The sequence below is a fragment of the Candidatus Viridilinea mediisalina genome (assembly GCF_002532535.1).
Classification (GTDB): Bacteria; Chloroflexota; Chloroflexia; order Chloroflexales; family Chloroflexaceae; genus Viridilinea; species Viridilinea mediisalina.
This window is the reverse complement of record NZ_NQWI01000009.1, coordinates 25,311-47,012: the sequence shown is the minus strand read 5'-3', so window position 1 is coordinate 47,012 and position 21,702 is coordinate 25,311. Positions and strand designations below refer to the sequence as shown.

Below are 21,702 nucleotides of genomic sequence, written 5' to 3'. Positions count from 1 at the left end.
ATTGCTAACAAGCTTTACGAAGAACTGCCCCCAAGCGCTTCACACCAAGCTCAAGCGCTTGGGGGGGCAAGAGGCTAAAGGAGAGGCGCAGGTAGTGTTGGCCGCTGCCCTCAGCGAAGAAGCGTGCACCAGGTAGGTAGCTCACTCCAGCGGCTTCGGCGCGAGGCAGCAGGGCTTGGGTGTCGAGGTGGGGCGGGAGACGCACCCAGACGAAGAAGCCGCCGAGGATGGGGTTCCAGGTGCAGCCAGCGGGCAGTTGGCGTGCTAACACCGCGAGGATCGCATCGCGGCGCTCGCGCCAGTGGTTACGCACATTGGTGATATGCTGATCGAGTTGCCCTTGGGCGATAAAACTGGCCACCATGTGGGCGGTGAACTGATTGACACAGCCGCCACTATCGAGCATGCCGGAGCGCACACAGCGTTGCACGAGGGCCGGGTCGGCAAGCATCCAGCCCAGGCGCAGGCCAGGGGCCAAGACCTTCGCAAAACTGCCGAGGCGCACAATGGGGCCAGCGGGCATAAGATTGTAGATGGTCGGAGCGGGTGGCGCATCGTACCAGAGTTCGCCATAGGCATCATCTTCCAGCACCATCAGCGCTTCATGGCGGGCCATGGTAGCGAGGGCGTAGCGGCGGTCGGGCGCGAGGCTTGCGCCGGTCGGGTTGCCAAAATTACTCACGATATAGAGAAAGGCCACCCGTTCGCCACGCGAGCGCAGGATTTGCAAAAGGGTACGTGCGGTCTCGACATGCATACCTTGGGCATCGCCGGGCACTGCCACGACCCGCAGGCCATGATCGGCAAAGATGCGGAGCGCCAAATGGTAGGTTGGGGCTTCGACCAGCACCACATCACCGGGGCGACTCAGTTGGCCACAGAGCAGATTGAGCGCTTGTGAGGTGCCGCCGGTAATCATGAGTTGCTCGGTGGGTGGCGTAACCCCCTCAAGGCGGCCTAGGCGCTCAGAGAGGGCGGTAAGCAAGCGCCCCGGCCCCTGCTCGGCCCCATAGGCTAGGGCGGAATGTCCATGAGCGGCAAAGGTCAATGCTGCCGCCGCCGCTAATCCATCCGCCGGCAACAGGGCCGGATCAGGGTGGCCCCAGCCCAACTCGACGATACCAGGCCGAACCACGAGTTGGATGTCGGGGAGCGTGTTGGACATAGTGGGTACCTTTTAGAACTTGTACGCTGCACTCTAGAGATGGTATCATACTAAGGGAAGGATACAGGAAATAGGAAATAGGAAAGTAGTGCTGAGGCTTCAGAATGCCTTGGATGCCTCCAAACTGTAAAGTGCCATGAAACATTCCCCTTAGCGGGTTGGAAGAGCCTAGCTGATCCTAAGGCTATAGTTGTTGGGGCGTAGCCCCCAACCCCTGCCATGCATCATGAAAGCATTGCAACTCAGTGTCACATTGATAATTGGGGTCTTGCTCCTACTCGGCTGTGCTAGGCAGCCCGAGGTTATTGCGGTGTCACCCTTAGCGAGTGCTACGCCCGCACCGACGGTCACGCCGCGCCCAGCGCCGAGTCCGACACTGAGGGCCACAGCTACGCCGACGGTCACGCCGGAACCGCCGACAGCGACGGCGATCCCGTTGGAGCCAACCCCGACGCTTATGCCGCTAAGTGCGGAGCAGCGCCAGCAGATCTTTGAGCGTACATGGACAATCGTCCATGAACGCTATGTCTACGAGGATTTCCGTGGGGTTGATTGGGAGGAGATGCGCGAAATTTTTACGCCACGGGTTTTGGCTGCTGAGGCACCTGAGGCATTTTATGAACTGATGCGCGAATTGATCGCCAGTTTGGGCGACGATCATTCACGCTTTGAGTCGCCGCAGCAGGTGGCTAGTCAGCAGGCGGAATTTCGGGGTGAGTTGCGCTATGGAGGAATCGGGGCTTTGATCCGGACGGTGGAGGAGGGGGGGCTGATCTTGATGGTTGCGCCGGATGCTCCTGCCGAGCGGGCGGGCTTGATGGCGCGTGATCTGATCTTGGAGGTAAATGGTATTCCCTTCATCGAAGATGAGGCTTTTGGCCCCCAGGGGCCAATTGGGGCGGTGCGAGGCGAACCGGGCACCTTCGTGCATTTGACGGTACGCACAGGCAGTGATGCGCCGCGCGAGGTTGAAGTGGTACGCGAAGCGGTTGCGAGTGAGGCGTTCAACCGGGTGCGGGGGCGCTTGCTGCCTGGAGGCGAGATTGGCCTCATTGAAATCCCCAGCTTTTATGTAGACGCGCTCGATACGCGGACCCGCGAGACGGTGGAAGAACTTTTGGCTTCAGGTAGGTTGCGCGGCCTGATCATCGATGTACGTGGCAATTCCGGTGGTTATGTTCACCTTATGCGCAACACGATTGCACTGTTCCACGACGGTGGGAGCATTGGCAGCACGAGTGGGCGAGCAAGCTATGAAGAGCAGCGCATTCCCGAAGGACAGAGCATCCCTGGCATAGAAGATATGCCAATGGCCGTTCTGATTGGCCCAAGCACGGTCAGTGCTGGTGAGATGTTCGCGGCGGGTATGCAGGTTTTAGGGCGGGCACGGATCGTTGGTGAAGCGAGTGCGGGCAACACCGAGAATCTCTTTGGCTACAACTTTGATGATGGTTCGCGCCTCTTACTGGCCGAACTCGCCTACCACCTGCCGGACGGCACCATGATCGAAGATCGCGGTGTTATCCCTGATCGCCATGTGGGTGGCGAATGGTGGCGTCTGCACCCCGATGAGGATCCACAAATCCTCGCGGCGGTGGAGGAACTGGGGCTTGGGGAGTAGCGTGATTTCATAGCCACCGACGGAGTGCCGACTTTAGTCGGCTGAGGTCACAAGCTACCATTGGATGCAGACTAAAGTCGGCACTCCGAATGTAGAGAAGCACTATTTGGTGTACGCAATCTTCAGAATCTCTTCGCAGGCGCGCAGGGTAGCGATGCGAGCCCAACCAAGGGATGCGTTGGGGCCAATGGCAATGAGCAGCAGCAGATCGTTCATGGTAGCCATGAGGATGCTCTGGTCTTGGCCTTCATGGATCACGAGGTGACCAGGATTCTGTTGGCCTAGATTGCGCCCAATCTCAGCCAGGGCCATTGTGTTGCCCGCCGCAAGCGCAGCGACCACCGTGATATTGATGTCACGCCGACGGCTCCAGTGAGTTAACACGATACCACTGAGGTCGGCCAGCACGGCACAGTGTACATCAGGCTCAAGGGCCAATTCTTTGAGTGCCTGACGCATCGCTTCGATCTGTTGTTCTGAATAGCTGCGCCCGTAGAGTCCGGGGCTACGCGGAGTTAGACGCACAGCAATGGGGGCGCTCTGGGAATGGGGCGGCAGTGGCGTGGTGGCTTTACGCGAGCGCAGGGAAGCGAGACGTTGACCGAGCGGCCCTGCACCTGTGGTGGTGGGAGGGGGCTCGGTAGGGGGCGGCGCAGGTGGCAGTGGCGCTTGATCGCGGTGCGAAGGGCGGGGGAGCAACTTGATCGGATCGAGCAGCAGATCGACGGCGAGGCGCATGCGATCGGGCGAAACGGGCTTCTCGAGCAAGCAATCAATCTTGAGAAGCGCCGCACGATCAGGCGTCAGATCTTGGGGACTCACCGTAAAGACAATCACCGCAGTGGTGGGATCAAGTTCGCGCACACGCTGCACAAGCTCGAGGCCATTCATGCCGGGCATGCGAATATCAGTGAAGAGAAGATCAACCGGCTGGCGGGCAATGTGGAGCAGGGCAGCCTCAGCCGATGCGACCGCATGAACTTCGTAGGGCGAGTCGTCACTGAGGGCCAGACTAACGATCCGGCGAATATTGGGATCGTCATCTACAACCAAGATGCGCTTGACCATCGCTCAACTCCCTGGGGCGAGGGATTTCTAGCATATATATGTAGTATAACCGAAGCCCATTACAATATTTTGGGGTGCGGGGGCGGCTTCGCCGCCCCCGCACGTCTTTTTTTGTTGCTGTTTGGCGGCGAAGCCGCCAAACAGCAACAAAAAAAGTGGGTTTGGGGCGAAGCCCCAGCAACTTTGACGTAGCCAACCCCCTCCCCTCCCCTCCTCTTACCGAAGGGTAATGTGCAGTTCCTTAAGTTGGCGTTCGTCCACACTGGATGGTGCGGCGGTCATGAGGTCGGTGGCCTGTTGGGTCTTGGGGAAGGCCATGACTTCGCGGATGGTACTTTCGTCGGCGAGGAGCATGACGATGCGATCAATGCCGGGGGCAATCCCACCGTGGGGCGGGGCACCATACTCGAAGGCTTCGAGCATATGCCCAAATTGGGCTTGTGCGGTCTCACGGCTGATGTTCAGCAGGTCAAAGACCTGTTGCTGGACATCGCGCTGATGGATTCTGATGCTGCCGCCACCCACTTCATAGCCATTGAGTACAAGGTCGTAGGCTTTCGCACGCGCTGCGCCGGGATCGCTCGCTAACAGGTGCAAATCCTCGTCGAGGGGAGCAGTAAAGGGATGGTGGCGGGCATCCCAACGCTGTTCCTCTTCACTCCACTCAAACATGGGGAACTCGACGATCCATGAGAAGTGGAGGATATTGGGATCGGCGAGATTGAGGCGGGCGGCAAACTCACGACGGAGCTTATCGAGGCTGGCGGCCACCACGGAGGCTGTATCGGCAACAATGAGCAGCAGGTCGCCGGTTTGGGCCTGCATACGCTCAATGATCGCCTCCAGCTCGCCCGCGCCCAGATTCTTGCCGAAGGAGGAGCGTACAGCGCCACCAGCCGGGGGCAGCACAGCCCAGGCCAAGCCGCGTGCGCCACCAGTTTTAGCCAATTCAACCAACTCGTCCAATTGTTTGCGCGAATAGCCACCGCAGCCGGGAATGCGCAGCCCTTTGACCTGGCCACCGGCAGCGAGGGCGTTACGGAAGACCTGGAAGGGCGTCTGGGCAAGTAGGTCGCTCAACGAAATCAACTCAAGCTCATAGCGCAGATCGGGCTTATCGCTACCATAGCGATCCATTGCCTCTTGGAAGGTCAGGCGGCGGAAGGGGGTAAGCAGGCGTTTATGGGGGGCGACCGTCTGGCACAACTCAGTAAAGAGCCGTTCGAGCAGCACCAGCACATCTTCTTGGTCTACAAAACTGAGTTCCATATCGAGTTGTGTAAACTCAGGCTGGCGATCAGAGCGCAGGTCTTCATCACGGAAGCAGCGCGCAATCTGGAAATACTTATCGTAGCCCGCCACCATCAGCAACTGCTTAAGCTGTTGGGGGCTTTGGGGCAGGGCGTAGAACTTACCGGGATGCACGCGTGAAGGCACAAGGTAATCGCGGGCACCTTCGGGGGTAGACTTGATCATGATCGGCGTCTCGATCTCGAGGAAACCCTCTTGATCAAGGAAGTCACGCATAAATTTTACCACGCGATGGCGCAGAATGAGGTTGCGCTGCATACGTTCACGGCGCAGATCGAGGTAGCGATACTTGAGGCGTAGGGCTTCATCCTCACCGCCTTCTTGAGCGATATAGAGTGGCGGGGTGCGAGCGGCATTGAGAATGTGGGCATCAAGCGCTTCCATTTCAATCGCGCCGGTAGCAAGGTGGGGATTCACCGCCTCAGCGGGGCGTGGGCGCACCGTGCCGCGCACCTGCAGCACATACTCCGAGCGCGCCTGCTCGGCCACTTGGTGGGCTGTAGCGGTAATGCTGTCGAAAACGACCTGGGTGATGCCATAGCGATCACGCAGGTCAATGAAGATAAGCTCCCCGTGGTCGCGGCGGCGGTGAACCCAGCCCGCCAGCGTCACCTCTTGGCCGACGTGCTCCGGGCGCAGCTCGCCGCAGGTGTGCGAGCGAAACATAGTGACTCCTTATTGTGGTATGGACATTGAATTATATCATGTGTAAGGGTTTGTGGGGCGCAGCTTGGGCTACCACCCTATGGGGTTACGCCCCCATACGCATGACGTTAACCATCCGACGGGGGTTTGGGGGCGGCGAAGCTTCCCTAAAAAAACTCTTTTTGTTCCGTTTTGGCGGCTTCGCCGCCAAAGCGGAACAAAAAACGGGGGTTAGGGCGTAGCCCCAAAGCGGGTTTCAGGGCGGCAGCCCTAAACCTCATGCGAATGGGTTACGCCCCAAACCCTCGCCGGGGGCGTAGCCCCAACTAGGTGCGCCAATGATCGAGGATCAAGCGTCGGACGGCGGCAGCTTGGCTCAGTTCAGTCTGGCCGACAACGAAGGGAACGATGAGTTCGGCGGCACGCACGGCGCGCATGAGTTGGGGGTAGTTGAGCAGACCTTGGCCGGGGGCACAGAGATCGGCGTGGCCGTCACGCAGGCACATATCTTGGCACTGGAGCAAGCCAACATAGGGCGCGAGTTGAGCAACAGTTTGCCGCAAGGTCGCACTATGTTTGAGCCAGTGTGCGGGAGGCAGCAGGTTGGGTAGATCAAGGAGGATGCGTAGGTAGGGCGAATTGAGTTCAGCACAGAATTCAGCGATGGCAGTTGGGTTATGCAGAACATGGCGGTGGTGGGGGGCAAGTAGCAAAATGGCCTCAGCTTCATCGAGGAGGGGCAAGAGATCTTCGATCTGCTCGCGTAGCTGGGCGCGGGCCGCGAGACTCTGGTTTTCGGGGTGGGCTTCAAAGATGCCGGGGGCATAGGAGCCGCTCCAGCAGATGATGCGGCGCGTATTAAGTTGTGGTAACCATTCAATAAGATCGGCCAGTTGGTCGAAGTTCATACCCATTGGTGCATCAGCGGGGCGCAAGGGATTGGCATAGCCCGAGACCGCAACAATGGGCAACCCGCTCTCGGCGGAGGCAGAGGCGAGGCGGCGGGCGAGGGCGGGATCATAGCCAGCAGCGAAGTGAACGTGGAGGGCGTTGTAGCCCAATTCGGCCACTTGGTTGGCAAGTGGGCCTGGGTGATCATCAGGGCCGAGGGTTATGGAGAAGGCTAGTTGCATGGGGGGAGACCTTTGGGTAACACGTTCTTCAGGTAGAGCTTTTCTGGTGCAAGATTTGCAAACATACACATGATAGAGGTATAGAGATATTCACCACAGAGGCACCGAGAGCACAGAGGTTTGCATGGTATGTGTATGTGATGGTCGCTGCATAGGTATAGATCTTCCTCTGTGTTCTCTGTGTCTCTGTGGTGAAAACCCTCTGTTTCTCGCCTACCCTCTTCCAGGGCGGCGGGCACTCATGGGGCGAACGGGGCTCCAGCCAGCACTACGCATATGGGCATCAACATTGACAGGCTGGCCGGTACGGGCTGAGGCGACGGCGGCTGAGGTGAGGGCAAGGCTGTGGATATTATCTTCGGCATCGGGGTTGGGGGGCGTTTCGCCACGCACAGCTTGGGTGAAGTTTGCAAGCCCACGCAGCATGCCTTCTGGTTCGAGGGTGGGGAGTAGCAACTCGTGGGGCGTCTCGTCTTCATTGACATAGTGCCAGACGGTATCATCTTCGCGCAGCAGCAGGGCGCCATGTTCGCCGACGAGGCGCACTTCGCCGTCCAAGGAGCTACGGGGGCCACGGGCGACCCAACTGGCGAAGTAGTGAACGGGAAGCCCGCCGTCGAGCAGCAGGTCAACGCTGGCGCAGGAGTTACCGCGAAACCAACTCCAGGATGGGCGAAAGCTATGGGCATAGACCCGCTGACCGTTGCGTCCGGTAATGAAGCGCATGGTATCGAAGTGGTGAATGGCGAGGTCTTCGATCAGCACTTCAGGCATCATGGTACGCCAACCACCATAGCGTACCGGCAGATGGAACTGGCAGGTGACATAGCCCAACTCACCGATCAAGCCGCCCTTCACCGCTTCACGCAGAGCGACGATATGGGGCAACCAGCGTCGGCCTTGGTCAACCATAAGGGGCACAGCGTGCATGCGAGTGGCCCGCAGAATAGCGACCCCATCACGCAGACTAGTTGCGAGCGGTTTTTCGCTGAGGACGGCCATGCCACGTTCAATGGCAGCCACACTAATGACCCGATGGGTTTCGGGGGGGGTAGCAATGAGTACCGCATCGGCTTGCACCTGCGCGAAGGCGATCAGGGCATTAAAGTAGCGGTGTTCTTCGGGCAGATCATACTCTGAAGCGGCCTCATTCAAGGTTGCGGGCGAGCTATCCACGAGGGCCGCCAGAGACCATGCGGGATCATTGGCGAGCAATGCGAGCCATGTGCGCCCTTGGGCACCGGCACCAACGACAATTATTTTTAGGGGGTTAGCCATTGGGTATTCCTTACTGGCGGGGAGGCTTCGCCTCCCCAAAAAACTCTTTTTGTGCCGATTTGGCGGCTTCGCCGCCAAATCGGCACAAAAAAGGGGGGGGTGGGGCGTAGCCCCAAAGCAGGTTGTAGTGCGACAGTAGCCTTTAGCTTCAGACCCACCTCAAGCGATTGTAGCACACCACACGGACAGGTTACACATGCTTGCTCAGGCTATGCTATCATAGATATGCGACTCGAAAGACAGACATGCAGAGCCGCCATCTACATCTCTCCTGGCAAGGCGATCACATCTATGAGCGCACCGCTGCGCCGCAGCTCACCGCTGCTCATCGTGTTCCTGTGCGTGTTGATTGACATGCTGGGTTACAGCATGATCGTCCCGCTACTCCCATTCATCGTACACGAACAATCGGAAAGTGCCCTGATGGTGGGCATGCTCAGTGCGTTGTATGCGCTGATGCAACTGTTGGCGGCGCCGGTACTCGGTGCGCTCTCTGATCGTATTGGGCGGCGTCCGGTGCTGATTGGTTCATTGTTAGCTTCGAGTGGTGCCTATGCCCTCTTGGGCATTGCGGGCATGGTTGGTTCGTTGCCGCTGATTGGTTTAGCGGTCGCTTGGGGTGGCGCGGCGGGGGCGAGTATCCCGACGGTACAAGCGTACATCAGTGATCGTTGCAAACCCTGCGAGCGCACGCGCAGCTTGGGGCTCGTGGGCGCAGCCTTTGGGATTGGGCTGATGGTTGGCCCGGCAGCGGGCGGGCTGTTGAGTGTCTATGGGCTGAATGTGCCTGCGCTGGCGGCTGGGCTGCTTGCGCTCCTCAATACGCTCTTTGCCCTATTCATGCTGCCCGAGTCGCTGCCGCTTGAACGGCGCATGCGGCGTTCATTGAGCCCGCTGAGTATTGCAGGCCAGATTGGTTATGCGGTAGCTTTGCCCAACCTGCGACCACTGCTACTTGCAGTCTTTCTGCTCAATCTTGCCTTTGCGGGCCTCCAGAGCAACTTCCCGATCTTTAGTAGCGAGCGTTTTGGGTGGGATCCCCTCAACAATGGGGTCTTTTTCGCCTTTGTGGGCTTCTGTGGCGTCTTTACCCAGGCGTTCTTGGTGGGGCGCTTGCTGCCCCGTTTTGGCGAGCCGCTACTCATTGTGGGGGGCCTGAGCCTGATGAGCCTGAGCCTGAGCCTAACGGCCCTGGCAGCAAAGGCTTGGATGCTCTTCCCGTTGATCGGGCTGATGGCCTTGGGACTAGGATTGGCATTGCCGTCGCTAACGAGCCTGATTGCGGGCGGGGCGGGCGAGGGGCGGCAGGGGGCGGCCTTGGGGGGCATGCAAGCGCTGCTAAGTTTGGCGCTGATCTTTGGCCCACCGCTTGCGGGCATGCTCTTTGATCTGTACGGCCCGAGTGCGCCCTATCTGTCTGGGAGTTTCCTGACGGCTGGTTCACTCGCGGCGGCAGTGTTTGGGCTCTGGGCCGTATTGCGCCAGGGGCGTCCCAAGTGCCCGCTGCATGTGGATCAGCAACCGTAGCATCCCTTTGCACACAAGCGGCTGTTTCTGGTACAATCGCTGCGATTGTGTGCGGAAAGGGAGGTTATGGCAAGTTCGACATCAGGAAGGGCGTTGCCCCGTGCAGGTGGCGTGGCGTGGAGCCTGCCACGGGTGGGTGAGCTAGGGCCCTATCTGTTTTTGGCTATATTGACCGTGGTACTGATGCTTGCGGCGTATACGCCGCGTCCGACGGTGTTGGTTGATCTTGGAAATGACCGTGACGGGGCTTTTGTTCAAGGTTTTCATGGGCGCGAGATTGAGGCCGCAACAACGCTGCGTAGCTTTGATTGGCCTGCGGATGCAACGAGTCTGACGGTGCCGGGGGGCCAGCGGGGGGATCTGATCGCCGTCCTGCATGTGGCGCCGGATCAGCCATTCAACATTCTGCGTGAAGCGGCAGTGGCGGTGAATGATGTGCGGGTGGCGATGCCGCGCCGTACCTTTGATACGATTGTGGTGCGGATTACGCCTGAACTGGCCCAGGCCGAAACCCTGACCTTTACGTTGGTTTCGCCGTTGACAAATGATCCGCCGCCACCGCAGCATATTGTTGGACGGGTGGAGCTTGCGCCGGCGCGCACCTACCGCTGGACAGCGGCGGAGAGTAGCATTGCCTTGCCCCATTTGGGGCGCGGTGCTTGGATCGCCGATCTGGGGGTTATCACGCAACATCCCGATGGAGCGCCGCTGGGCGCTACGGTGACGGTGGGCCAGTTGCCGCCAATTGCGCTACCAGAGACAGGCGAGCCACGACGAGTACGTGTGCTCATCCCGCCCTCGGCGCTGCGTGATGGAAGCCTTGATTTCACCATTAACTCTAAGGTCTATACCGATCCACGTCCCTTGGGCGTACTCATGTCCAATGTGAAGGTTGCCCCTGCGGTTGGTACCAGTTTGGGCACGATGTTGCCGCCGCTAAGTGGTTTGGTGTTGGCGCTTGTGGGCATACTGGGGGCCTTTGCGACCCTACAGGTGCTGGTGGGTGGCCCGGTGGCCGTGCGCGAGCGTTGGCCTACGCCCAGCTTGTGGGCGCTGATGGGCATAAGCCTAGCTGCGCTGGTGGGCGCATGGTTTTTGGGTAGCTACCGCTTCCCTAGTAGCTTTATGCTGCTGCGGATCGCGTCGTTGGCGCTTGGGAGCCTGCTGTTGGCCTTGGTGCTGCAACGGCTGACCCGCTGGCTCTTCCGGGTGATGGGTGCGCCGCTGGAGCAGGCTGAGGATGCAGAGCAATTGCTCGATACGCCCAAGGCAACAAATCTGCTGACGGGCGAGCGCTTCCTGAGCATCCTGCTGCTGATTGTGATGGTCAGTTTCTGGCTCAAGGCGCTGGGGGTGATCTATCCCTTCTTTGTGGCCGTGGATGTCAACTGGCACATGACACGGGCGATGTGGATTCTTGATGGTAAATTGCCCTTGCTGTATGGCACCGATAGCCCCCTGAATGAGACGACGATGCCTGAGGCTGAGTGGGGTTCAGAGCGACCAGTGATCCCCTATTCGCCTTGGTTTCATATGGTGGCGACGGTTTTTGCCTTTGTGCCCTTTGTGGATATGGATCGAGCTGCGAACCTCGCCAGTATTCTGCTCGATAGCTCGCGTATCATTCTGATTGCCTTGATTGCAGTGCGGATTGGGCTGAGTCGGCGCACGGCTTTGTTGGCCGGGGCAACCTATGCGGTCATTCCGGTGGCCTTTTTGCTCCATGCCTGGGGGAACCTGCCCACTGCCTTTGGTCTTTGGTTTACGCTGGTTTGCAATACGATCATCATCTGCATGTGGGATCGCTTGCATGAACGCCGAGTCATGGTGACACTCTCGGTCTTTCTGCTGGCGGCCTTCTTGATCTATACGGTAACCGGCGTCTTCATGGGTGTCTTCTTGGTGCTTCTGACTGGCTTGGTCTGGTTGAATGGCATGCGCGGTGGTGCGTGGGCCGAACTGCGCGATCCGCTGCGTCCGCTCTGGATCGGTTCGGGCGTTGCGATTGCGCTGGCCATTCTGATCTACTATGGCCAGTATATCCCACCGATCATTGAGCAGACGGTGCCCTACATGAAGACGGTCTTTGTACAGGGGCCAGAGAGTGTAGGGGTCGAGCGCTTGCCCTTTGATCAATACCTCTGGTCGTATGTGCCCCATTTGGATTATCGCATCTGGCCGGGAGATTACCTCTACTACGGGATTGCCATCCCAGTACTCTTCACCATTCCGGGCTATCTGGCGCTCCGCAAACACCCACTGGCTTGGGTAGCTTTCTCGGCTTGGGGCACCCTGGCGCTACTCTTCACCTATGCGGGCTACCGCATTTCGATGGTGGACAAGCAACTCTTCTATTTGTTGCCGGTGATCTGCATCTGCTGGGCCATCTATGCCGAGCGCATCTGGGCACGTTGGACGTGGGGCCGCTGGCTGGTTGTGGCGGTGTTGCTCTATACGCTCTATACGGCGCTGGATCAGTGGTTGATGCGGATTGCGATTTCGGAAGTCATTGATTGAGGGTGGGAAAACCAGGTTTTCCCACGCCCAGCTTGGGGCGGTGTCTCAAGCTAGACATGGGAAAACGATGTTTTCCCATGTCTAGCTTGGGGCGACGCTTCCCTAAAACTTGCTTTTGGGGCGGTGCCCCAAACCCTCTTGTTCTTTCGTGTTGGCGGCGAAGCCGCCAACACGAAAGAACAAGAACTCTTCGGGGGAGGCAAAGCCTCCCAACAACCCCCATGGGAGGGATAGATTTGATGCATGTAAAGGCATGGCTTACACCGCTGCGCGCCCTGTGGGGGCTGATGGGAGCGGTGGCTGTGTTGTGGATTGGTGCGGGCAGTTATAAGTATTCCTATTGGGGCCACGGGTTTGATATGGTGGATTTCCATATGCCGATCTGGGGGACCCTGCAGGGCCGCTTTTTGCTGGTGTCGCGCTACAATTTCACCGATACGTTTATGGGTTTGGATGTGGCCTTGGGGTTCCTGCCGGCCATTCCGTTCTATGCGCTGGTACCCTCGGCCTATACGCTGGTGGTGGTACAGACGCTGCTGTTGGTCTCGGGGGCGCTGCCGGTCTACCTGATTGCGCGGGAGCGCATTGGTGCTGCGTGGGCAGGGGTGGCCTTTGCGGCGCTCTACCTCTTTTACCCGACAACGCAGTTTATGGCTATGGCTGCCCCCTTTCAGCCACGCATACCCGGCTTGGTGCTGCTGCTCTGGGCCTTTTGGATGCTGGAGCAGCGGCGTTTGTGGCCCTACCTGCTGCTGTTGGGCCTAGCGATGCTCACCCGTACCGATGCGGCCCTGGTGGTGGTGGCCTTTGGCATGTATGCGGCCTTGCGCCGTTTGCCCTGGGCCTTTGCGCTGGTGCCGTTTCTGGTTGGTTTGGTCTATTTTTATGTTGCGATCACCTATATTACCCCTCAGTTTTATAGTGACACCTTCACGCCTGAACGGGTTGAGGTGCCGTTTGATCTGAGCCGCGACTACAATGAGATGTGGCCTTGCGGAGTGAGCCCGCAGGCATGCTACTATATCCATTTGGGTGGCAGTATTCCAGAGATTATCAAGAATATTTTAACCCATCCGGTTGAGATTTTCTTCTTCATCTTTCAACCCGAAAAACTCTGGTATCTCTTCTTATTGCTGGCAGGTCTGCTCTTTCTGCCAATCTTTGCGCCACGCGAACTGCTCTTAGCGGCACCGATTGTGGGCATCAACCTGCTCTCCGACCGTATCTTTCAATATGTGATTACGGAGCAGTACCAGATTCTGGTGATTCCGGGGATGATCATTGCGGCGATCTATGGGGGAGCGTGGGTATTGGCTATGGAGAAGCGAGGAGCAGAGAGCAGGGAGCAGGGAGCAGGGAGCAGGGAGCAGGGAGCAGTTTCCGCTTCTCGCTTCTCGCTTCTCGCTTCTCGCTTCTCGCTTCTCGCTTCTCGCCTCCCGCTTCTCGCTTCTCGCCTCCCGCCTCCCGCTTCTCGCCTCCCGCCTCCCGCTTCTCGCTTCTACATCGGCATGATCATATTAGTCCTTTTGATCAACATCCCGCTAAGGAATCCGGTGGTGTCGGCGATCCGCAACCCAGAGTTGCCGGAGCGAGTGGCGATTATGGAGCGCATGAAGGCCCAAATTCCGCCCGATGCGGTGGTGGCGGCAACGTCGTTTTTGGCCCCCCATATGTTGCCCCGAGAACGCATCTTGTTTATCCCTGGGGGGCCGATGCACCACCCGCCCGATTTGGCCGACTATGCCTTTATTGATAGCCGGGCAGCGGCGTTGCAGGGCACCGGGATTGTGGAGGGTTTCCATGCCGATCCGCAATGGCGGTTGTTGGATGCCGAGCAAGATCTGTTGCTCTTTCAGCGGGTGGAGTGAGCGTGAGGCGGGGAGGCGGGGAGGCGGGGAGGCGGGGAGGCGAAGATGCGGGGAGGCGAAGATGCGGGGAGGCGGGGAGGCGGGGAGGCGAAGATGCGGGGAGGCGAAGCCTCCGCGAACGAGCAAGCGCGTTTTGGGAAATACTATGATTCAACGATCGCCCATGCTCAGCTATCTAGGTGTGCTGGGTGCTTATATCCTCTTGGCGCTCTGGATTACATGGCCGATGCCGCTGCAATTTGCGACCCACTACTACACGAGTGGTAACAATATCTTCTATTTTCCGACATCGCCCGATGCGCCCAAGAATATCTGGATGCTCTGGTGGGCGGGGCAGGCGCTGGCCACCGGGGCGAACCCGCTCTTCACGCCGATGATCTACCATCCGCAGGGGCTGGCGCTGCACCTCCAGACCTACGATACGGTTGCGGGGATCATGACCTTCCCGGCGAATCTTCTCTTTGGGCCGGTGGCGGCCTATAACTTCTCGGCGCTGCTGGGGTTCATCTTGACCGGCTGGTTTGGCTTTCTCTTGGTGCGCCCGTTTGTCCAGGGGGTTGCGCCGGCGCTATTGGTGGGCACGTTGCTCACAGCGACCCCCTACCATGTGGCGAAGTATGATGCAGGCCAGATGAATTTTGTCCACATGCAGTGGCTTGTGCTCTTTATGGCGGTGCTGATCCATATGACCATCAGCCGCCGTTGGTGGGGTGTGCCGGTGGCGGCGTTGGCCTTTCTGTTGCTCACCTTTTCGGACTGGTACTACACCTTGGTAGCGGTCTTTTTTGCACTGATGTGGGGCGGGCTGAACCTGGCTAGTCGGCCCCAACGGGACGAATTGTTCAAGCTCTATGGGCTGAGTGGTGGCTTGGCGGGGCTGCTGCTGCTACCGCGGCTTGGAGCCTTACGGGCAAGTTCAGGAGGCCAGGATGCAGAGGCGAGCCCAATGTGGGCCTACTATACCCAGGGCTACTCGGCGGATGCCTTTGGCTTCTTCTTTCCCAATGCGCTGCATCCGCTCTGGGCGGTGCCAGTGGAACGCTTTTTGATCAACGTCGCCCCCTATGGTATCTCGGAAGGCTCCTACACGGCAGCGGGTTGGACTTTGGCGGGCTTGGCGCTTTTAGGGGTAGCTTGGTACTGGCGGCAGCAGTGGCAGTTGTTGGTTGTAGCTTTGATCGCATGGCTTTTTGCACTAGGGCCAACGCTCTTTGTCTTGGGCTACGAGACCGGGATCGCCATGCCGTACCAGTTGTTACAACTGGTACCAGGGCTTGACACGGCCCGTCGCCCCAATCTCTTTGGCCTGATTACGATCATTAGTGCAGCAATCTTTGCCGCGTTAGCCTTGGCGCGGCTGCATGAGCAACTGAGGCCAGAGCGCTACCGGCTGGTCTTGGGCTTGGTGGCTCTGATTGCGCTGTTTGAGCTCTGGCCACCGCAGCGGGTGGCGAATGCCCTTGACCAAGCGCCGGTCTATCAGCGCATTGCCGCCGAGGGCGCGCCGGGGGCTGTCGTAGATGTACCGATTGAAGGGGGCACCGATAGCCGCACCCTGATCAACCAACTGGTGCATCAGCAGCCAATTTTGCGCGGCTACATTGCGCGCCCGCCCCACTACCCCACACTGCTCTACAGCCCGTTGCCAAAGCAACTTGCCACCTTCAAACTCTGGCCCGAAGCTGATGTATTCGCGCTTGATCAGGTCGCCTTGGAAGGTATGCAGTGCTACTATCAGTTTCGTTACCTCGTTTTCAAACCTGCCCTGCTCACGAAGCGACAACACGACGCACTGAGGAGCATCGTAGCGCAGCTTGGGGCCGATCCAGCGCAACCCTGGTACGCCGATGAGCGTCACCATGCCTTTAGGTTGCCCCTGCATACGGATACTTGTACCCCCTTTGTTTTTTTAGGTGAAGGTTGGGGCGAACCAGAGGTTCACAAGGCGCAGGTATGGCGCTGGAGCGAAGGCCAGAGTGAACTATACATCGTCAATCCAAAACCAGAACCAAAGCGGGTCAAATTGCAACTGCTTGCCTACACTCTGAAGCATGAACGCAGCGTCAACGTATACAGCGCCAACAAGTTGCTCACCACGCTCACACTGGATGAACGCAGGCGCTGGTACCGCCTCAATGTAGAGCTGGAGCCTGGCTACAACCAGTTCATGCTCGAGAGCGCCACAAGCATTGACCCAGTATCGGGGCGAGCCTTGGGCATAGCCCTCAAGCGGGTTGAGGTACACTAAATACCATTTACGATTGTAGATTGTAGATTGTAGATTGTAGATTGTAGATTGTAGATTGTAGATTGTAGATTGCCGAACATGGCGTCTCAATGGGCGTTGGCGTTCTTGATAATGCGGCATCTTCAAGGGTAATTGGTATACGGCCTTTCGGCGGGGGTACGGGGGATGCTTCGTCTCCCACGCAGAACCTTCTTGCTTACGTGTTGGCGGCTTCGCCGCCAACACGTAAGCAAGAAGAGGGTCTGGGGCATAGCCCCAGCAACAGGTTTTAGGGCGGCAGCCCTAAGCGTAGGGGAAGATGAAACCTCTTCTGCCCCTTCGTCGCAAGGCGTTATGTATGAGTAACAAACAAATTCATTTTAGTGCCTTGGGCCTCTACCTCATCGTAGCCCTTTGGCTGACATGGCCCATGGCGACCGATCTGACCGACATCCTCTACGTGAACCGAGGCGGCCCCTATTTCTTCCCCGGGACTGAGGATGCCATGCAGAACTCGTGGAACATGTGGTGGACGGGCTATGCTGTGCGTTATGGGCTCAACCCTTTTGTGACCCCCATGCTCTACTATCCCGAAGGGGTAGCCCTCTACCTCCAGACGGTCAATGTTGCAACCACCTTCAGTGTTCTGCCGGTAACGCTGCTGTTGGGTTCGGATGAAGCCTACAACGTTGCGGTCTTGATGGCCTACCAGCTTACTGGTTACGCGGGCTTTGTGTTGGCGCGGCGCTACGTGAATGGCTTTGCACCGAGTTTCATTGCTGGCCTTTTGCTGACCGCAACGCCGCACCATGTGGGCAAATTCGATGTCGGGCAATTGAATTTTGTCACGACACAATGGCTCTTCATGGCCATGGCGGCCCTGGTACTCTTAGGGCAGCGCGGTAGCCCGTTGCGGCTCGTTGGTGCAGCCCTAGCCTTGGTGCTAACCGTACTCACCGACTGGTACTTGGCGGTCGTAATCGCCTTTTTTGCCTGTGCGTGGGCGATTGTGACGAGCATAGGGGCACAACGTCCCTGGCGCAGCTTGGCTTGGTTTGCGGGCGCAGGGCTCTTGAGTGGGCTGTTGTTGATGCCGCTGCTCTATGCGATTGTGAACCTACCGCGATTTACGGGTGACATGGACGAGGGTCGGCTTCTCATCTGGGCAGCGGTGACACAGGGTAACTCGATGGATGGCCTTGGGCTCTTCTTCCCTGCCGCATTGCACCCGTGGTGGGGTGAGGCGGTGGGGCGCATCTTGATGCCCCTGGCCCCCTATAGCATTATGGAGGGATCGTACCATGCGCCGGGCTGGGTCTTGCTGGCGTTGGGTAGCTTAGGCATCTACTGGTACGGACGGCAGCAGTGGCAATGGTTGGTACTGTTGGGCTTGGCGTGGCTCTTTGCGGTTGGCCCGACGCTCTATCTGTTGGGCTACAACACCGGCATTCCGATGCCCTACCGGCTCATCCAGCACCTGCCGCTCATGGAGACCGCACGGCGTCCGGGGCTCTTCATCCTGATTGGCCATGGGGCGCTGGTGGTCTTTGCGGCGTTGGCATTGCAACGATTGGCAACCGCACTTGCACCGCGCAAGCGAACCTACCTTTGGGCGGGCGTGGTAGCGCTGGCGGTCTTTGAGCTTACCCCTGGGATGCGTCAAGCCATTCCGGTGGAGGTGTCGCCCGTCTTTGCCCAGATTCGTGAGCAGCGACCGGGGGTGGTAGTGGATCTGCCGGTGGAGATCTTTCCCGAAAGCCGCACAATCTTCAATCAGATTGAACACGAGCAGCCCATTTTGGCGGGCTATGTGGCGCGGGCACCGCAGCGTTACGATACGTTGACTTATGCGCCGCTGGTCAATAGTTTGGGGCGGATCAAAGCTTGGCCTGAGCATGACATTGTGCGTCTGGATCGGGCGGATTGGCAGGCCCAACAGTGCTTCTACCGCTTCCGCAATGTGGTGCTTGAAGAGCGTCTCTTGAGTGCCGAAGAGCGTGCCTTAGTTCTGCACAATATTGAGCGACTCACTGGTAACCTACCTACACCGTGGTATGCACAGGACGGCTTTACCGCCTACGAGTTGCCGCTCTATGCTGATCAGTGTCGGCCCTTTGTCTATTTAGGGCCAGCGTGGCATAGCCGTGAGGGGCAGGATGGTGATTACTGGCGTTGGACAAATGGGGTGAGCGAAATCTATGTGGTGAATCCCAGCGATGAGCCAATGAGTGTCGTGTTAGAGATAGCCGCAGCCAGCCTTGAGGAGCGCACGCTGCATCTTTGGCACGCCGAGCAACAAGAGGTTGCAACGCTTGATCTGACCTCTGCGCATCGTCGCTATCATGTCGTGTTGCCATTGCAACCTGGGATCAACCGCTTTGTCTTGCAAAGTGCTACAAATGCTGAGGCAGGTACGCCGCGCAGCTTGGGCGTCATTGTGCGGAGGCTTGAAGTGGTATGGTAAATTGGCGACTCCACTTGGGTGCGTTGGGCTTCTACCTTGCCCTCACACTTTGGCTGACCTGGCCGCTGACGGCTGGCTTTACAACCCACTACTACACGGGTGGTAACTACATTTTTTACTACCCCACCTCACCCGATGCGCCGCAGAACATCTGGAATTTTTGGATGAGCGAGCGGGCGCTACAGGCTGGGCAGAGTCCCTTGCGTACCGAGTTGCTCTACTACCCTGAGGGGGTGCAGATGATTTTGCAGACCCTCAATGTGGTCGCAGTGCTGATGGCTGCCCCGCTGACGGCAAGCTTCGGTCCGATTGCAGCCTACAATTTCACTGCCATCTTCGCGGTGATGCTCACGGGCTATGCGGGTTTTCTTTTGACACGGGCGTTTGTACCAAATTTGGTAGGGCCACCATTGTTGGCTGGAGCGTTATTAACCGCCTCGCCTTTCCATATCGCCAAGCTTGATGCGGGCCAACTCAACTTTGTGACGATGCAGTGGTTGGTCTTCTTTATACTGGCTTTTATTGTGTTACAACGGGGCCAATTGCGGCGGGCAGGTGGGGGTTTGGCGGCACTCGCCTTTGCGCTGGTACTCTACACCGATTGGTACTGGACACTGGTAGCGGTGCTGTTTGGGATGATGTGGGCAGCCTTGAGCTTACTTGGAGCGCAGCGCCCGTTGGCGCTCGTGGGCCGTTATGTAGGCTTCGGGGGCTTGGCGATCCTCGTTAGCTTACCACTGCTCTTGGCGCTGCGAGCCGCTCCAAGCAGCCCCTTGGAAAACAGCCCCAACCCGATCTGGGCGATCTATACCCAAGCCTACTCGGCTGATGCCCTGGGGTTCTTCTTTCCAGCGGCGCGCCACCCGCTCTGGGGCGTGCCCGTGGAGCATTTTCTGGTTGCTATGGCACCCTATAGTGTGACCGAGGGTTCGTACACGGCGGCGGGTTGGACCCTGGCGGCCCTGGCGTTGCTCGGCACCTTCTGGTTTTGGCGTGAACACTGGCGCTTGGTGGTCATCGGTGGTGTAGCATGGATCTTCGCGCTCGGCCCATCGCTCTATGTGTTGGGCTATGCGACCGGCATCACGATGCCGTACCGGCTGCTCCAATTGTTACCCTTCTTGGAGACAGCGCGCCGCCCCAATCTTTTTGGAGTGCTGACGATCATCATTGCGGCGATCTTTGCCGCCTTGGCCTTGGCGGAACTGCGTAGACGGCTTACGCCAAGCAACTATAAGCTGGCAATGGGTGTGCTGGTAATCGTGGCACTGATCGAACTCTGGCCCGCGCCACGGGTGGCCAATACATTGGAACGCGCCCCGGTCTATGCCCAGATTGCCAATGATCCAGGGGTGGTTGTAGATTTACCCTTGGAAATGGGCACCGACAGCCGCACCCTGATCAACCAGATGGTGCATGGCCAGCCAATCTTGCAGGGCTATGTGGCCCGTGCGCCCTTCTACGCGACCATACTCTATAGCCCGCTACCCAGGCAACTGGCGTTGATGCAGCGTTGGCCTGAAGAAGATATTGTCGCACTTGATGCGGCAAGTCTGAAGACAATGCAGTGCTACTACCAATTGCGCTATGTTGTCCTAGATAGGCCACTCTTGCAGCCAGAGCAGCAGCAGGTAGCGCTCGCATTGATTGACACCCTAGGTGGCAATGCGGCGCAACCCTGGTATGCTGATGAGCAGCGTTGGGCCTACGAATTGCCGTTGCACCAAGATCGCTGTGCGCCTTTTCTCTTTTTAGGGGCAGGTTGGCACGATCGTGAAGTTGATGAAACCCATGTCTGGCGTTGGACCATGGGCCACAGCGAGATCTATATCATCAACCCGGACTCTGAGCCACAACTGGTAAGCTTGGAGTTTATGGCGATGGCTACTGTGGATGGACAGCAGTTGGAACTTTGGAATAATGGTGTGTTGCTGAACGAATTTACCATAATTCAGGCCAGACGCCGCTATAAACTCCCACTCTGGTTGCCCCCGGGGCAACATCGTTTCGTGTTGCATACACCCACAACTTCCGAAGGGGTTGGGAAGCGTGAACTGGGTATGACCGTATTATGGTTAAGGGTGTACTAATACCAATACCTTATAATACCAATTACTGTTGAACATGCCGCATTATCAAGAACGCTAAAGCTCATTGAGACGCCATGTTCGGCAATCTGCAATCTACAATCTGAAATCTGCAATGGTATCAAGGCCGTTTGCATCTTGCATCCTTGCAGCGCTAGGCTTATACTACAAACCATAGCAACAAAGGTTGTGTAAGCGCACAGCGAAAGCCGCGCCTATTTGGTAAATTCCGCGTAATACTGCGTTTCTTTCAATGCAGGTTAGGGATTGAGTGGGCGCGATGCCAGGAGCGAAGGTATGACTATTTTGGAGTGCGGGGATGCGTGCTGTGCCACACCGCCAGCCCTGTCCGAGGCGGAGTTGATGGCAGCGGCTGATGGTGAAGCTGACGAGCGCATTCTGGCTCATCTGCGCCACTGCCCCACATGTACGGCACGTGTGGGCCACATTCGCAGCTTTCAGGCCCGGCTACGGCAACAACTCTACCGCGTTGATTGCCTTTCCACCGACATCCTGATTGACTATTGCCAAGGGCTACTCGATCCCTACCAGCGTGCGCTCGTACTGCACCATTTGGCGCTCTGCCCCCATTGCATGGCCGAAGTCGCGCTGTTAGAACGCGGCAATCTGCAAAGCGATACCCTGATCCAGACCTCGCGGCGCTGCTTTGCGCCCGCTCCGTAATGAGGAAATAGTTCTTCACACGAAGCAACGAAAAAGTGGGTGTGGGGCTACGCCCCACACCCACTTTTTCGTTGCTGTTTGGCGGCGAAGCCGCCCCATACGCATGA

14 protein-coding genes are annotated in these 21,702 nt (G+C 58.1%); 8 read left to right on the top strand and 6 right to left on the bottom strand.

Translation table 11 applies throughout. The features are described 5' to 3' along the window. Window positions 1-4: 4 nt before the first annotated feature. The gene (locus CJ255_RS03470; protein WP_097642708.1) at window positions 5-1,165 is read right to left on the bottom strand and encodes an aminotransferase-like domain-containing protein; all 1,161 of its coding nucleotides are present in this window, start codon (window positions 1,163-1,165) and stop codon (window positions 5-7) included. Between the two features lie 226 nt (window positions 1,166-1,391). Between CJ255_RS03470 and CJ255_RS03465 the strand changes: the two genes are divergently transcribed. Continuing rightward, a complete protein-coding gene (locus tag CJ255_RS03465; protein WP_097642735.1) occupies window positions 1,392-2,786 on the top strand; it encodes a S41 family peptidase in 1,395 nt (464 codons plus the stop codon). 102 nt (window positions 2,787-2,888) lie between these two features. Here CJ255_RS03465 and CJ255_RS03460 read toward each other — a convergent pair whose 3' ends face one another. The 4 genes from CJ255_RS03460 to CJ255_RS03440 form a co-directional block, all read right to left on the bottom strand. After that, a complete protein-coding gene (locus tag CJ255_RS03460) occupies window positions 2,889-3,854 on the bottom strand; it encodes a roadblock/LC7 domain-containing protein (protein ID WP_097642707.1) in 966 nt (321 codons plus the stop codon). Between the two features lie 216 nt (window positions 3,855-4,070). Continuing rightward, the gene (gene aspS, locus CJ255_RS03455) at window positions 4,071-5,831 is read right to left on the bottom strand and encodes an aspartate--tRNA ligase (RefSeq protein ID WP_097642706.1); all 1,761 of its coding nucleotides are present in this window, start codon (window positions 5,829-5,831) and stop codon (window positions 4,071-4,073) included. 305 nt (window positions 5,832-6,136) lie between these two features. After that, the gene (locus tag CJ255_RS03445; RefSeq protein ID WP_097642704.1) at window positions 6,137-6,943 is read right to left on the bottom strand and encodes a sugar phosphate isomerase/epimerase family protein; all 807 of its coding nucleotides are present in this window, start codon (window positions 6,941-6,943) and stop codon (window positions 6,137-6,139) included. A gap of 213 nt (window positions 6,944-7,156) precedes the next feature. Next, a complete protein-coding gene (locus CJ255_RS03440) occupies window positions 7,157-8,221 on the bottom strand; it encodes a Gfo/Idh/MocA family protein (protein ID WP_097642703.1) in 1,065 nt (354 codons plus the stop codon). A 291-nt stretch (window positions 8,222-8,512) separates the two neighbouring features. On the opposite strand from CJ255_RS03440, the gene CJ255_RS03435 reads away from it, so the two are divergent. The 4 genes from CJ255_RS03435 to CJ255_RS03420 all read left to right on the top strand — a co-directional run bounded on the left by CJ255_RS03435 (window position 8,513) and on the right by CJ255_RS03420 (window position 16,381). Next, complete coding sequence (locus CJ255_RS03435; protein WP_165774550.1) at window positions 8,513-9,748, top strand: MFS transporter; 1,236 nt, start codon at window positions 8,513-8,515, stop codon at window positions 9,746-9,748. Between the two features lie 66 nt (window positions 9,749-9,814). Continuing rightward, window positions 9,815-12,265, top strand: coding sequence for a putative glycosyltransferase family protein (locus CJ255_RS03430; RefSeq protein ID WP_124681797.1), 2,451 nt, complete (start codon window positions 9,815-9,817; stop codon window positions 12,263-12,265). A 239-nt stretch (window positions 12,266-12,504) separates the two neighbouring features. Beyond that, window positions 12,505-14,133, top strand: coding sequence for a DUF2079 domain-containing protein (locus tag CJ255_RS03425; protein WP_245863159.1), 1,629 nt, complete (start codon window positions 12,505-12,507; stop codon window positions 14,131-14,133). A 163-nt stretch (window positions 14,134-14,296) separates the two neighbouring features. Further along, window positions 14,297-16,381: a hypothetical protein gene (locus CJ255_RS03420; RefSeq protein WP_097642699.1), complete on the top strand. Its 2,085-nt coding sequence runs from the start codon at window positions 14,297-14,299 to the stop codon at window positions 16,379-16,381. 7 nt (window positions 16,382-16,388) lie between these two features. Here CJ255_RS03420 and CJ255_RS23300 read toward each other — a convergent pair whose 3' ends face one another. Continuing rightward, complete coding sequence (locus CJ255_RS23300; RefSeq protein ID WP_165774548.1) at window positions 16,389-16,562, bottom strand: hypothetical protein; 174 nt, start codon at window positions 16,560-16,562, stop codon at window positions 16,389-16,391. A gap of 156 nt (window positions 16,563-16,718) precedes the next feature. Between CJ255_RS23300 and CJ255_RS03415 the strand changes: the two genes are divergently transcribed. The 3 genes from CJ255_RS03415 to CJ255_RS03405 all read left to right on the top strand — a co-directional run bounded on the left by CJ255_RS03415 (window position 16,719) and on the right by CJ255_RS03405 (window position 21,595). Next, window positions 16,719-18,824, top strand: coding sequence for a hypothetical protein (locus tag CJ255_RS03415; RefSeq protein ID WP_097642698.1), 2,106 nt, complete (start codon window positions 16,719-16,721; stop codon window positions 18,822-18,824). Then, complete coding sequence (locus tag CJ255_RS03410; protein WP_097642697.1) at window positions 18,818-20,914, top strand: hypothetical protein; 2,097 nt, start codon at window positions 18,818-18,820, stop codon at window positions 20,912-20,914. Before CJ255_RS03415 ends, CJ255_RS03410 begins: the two co-directional genes overlap by 7 nt. A 294-nt stretch (window positions 20,915-21,208) precedes the next feature. After that, window positions 21,209-21,595: a hypothetical protein gene (locus CJ255_RS03405; RefSeq protein WP_174714049.1), complete on the top strand. Its 387-nt coding sequence runs from the start codon at window positions 21,209-21,211 to the stop codon at window positions 21,593-21,595. Window positions 21,596-21,702: the final 107 nt, after the last annotated feature.

Coding starts and splice junctions, on each gene's coding strand:
- CJ255_RS03470 (WP_097642708.1), bottom strand. CDS start 1,165: ATGTCCAACACGCTCCCCGACATCCAACTCGTGGTTCGGCCTGGTATC.
- CJ255_RS03465 (WP_097642735.1), top strand. CDS start 1,392: ATGAAAGCATTGCAACTCAGTGTCACATTGATAATTGGGGTCTTGCTC.
- CJ255_RS03460 (WP_097642707.1), bottom strand. CDS start 3,854: ATGGTCAAGCGCATCTTGGTTGTAGATGACGATCCCAATATTCGCCGG.
- aspS (WP_097642706.1), bottom strand. CDS start 5,831: ATGTTTCGCTCGCACACCTGCGGCGAGCTGCGCCCGGAGCACGTCGGC.
- CJ255_RS03445 (WP_097642704.1), bottom strand. CDS start 6,943: ATGCAACTAGCCTTCTCCATAACCCTCGGCCCTGATGATCACCCAGGC.
- CJ255_RS03440 (WP_097642703.1), bottom strand. CDS start 8,221: ATGGCTAACCCCCTAAAAATAATTGTCGTTGGTGCCGGTGCCCAAGGG.
- CJ255_RS03435 (WP_165774550.1), top strand. CDS start 8,513: ATGAGCGCACCGCTGCGCCGCAGCTCACCGCTGCTCATCGTGTTCCTG.
- CJ255_RS03430 (WP_124681797.1), top strand. CDS start 9,815: ATGGCAAGTTCGACATCAGGAAGGGCGTTGCCCCGTGCAGGTGGCGTG.
- CJ255_RS03425 (WP_245863159.1), top strand. CDS start 12,505: ATGCATGTAAAGGCATGGCTTACACCGCTGCGCGCCCTGTGGGGGCTG.
- CJ255_RS03420 (WP_097642699.1), top strand. CDS start 14,297: ATGCTCAGCTATCTAGGTGTGCTGGGTGCTTATATCCTCTTGGCGCTC.
- CJ255_RS03415 (WP_097642698.1), top strand. CDS start 16,719: ATGAGTAACAAACAAATTCATTTTAGTGCCTTGGGCCTCTACCTCATC.
- CJ255_RS03410 (WP_097642697.1), top strand. CDS start 18,818: ATGGTAAATTGGCGACTCCACTTGGGTGCGTTGGGCTTCTACCTTGCC.
- CJ255_RS03405 (WP_174714049.1), top strand. CDS start 21,209: ATGACTATTTTGGAGTGCGGGGATGCGTGCTGTGCCACACCGCCAGCC.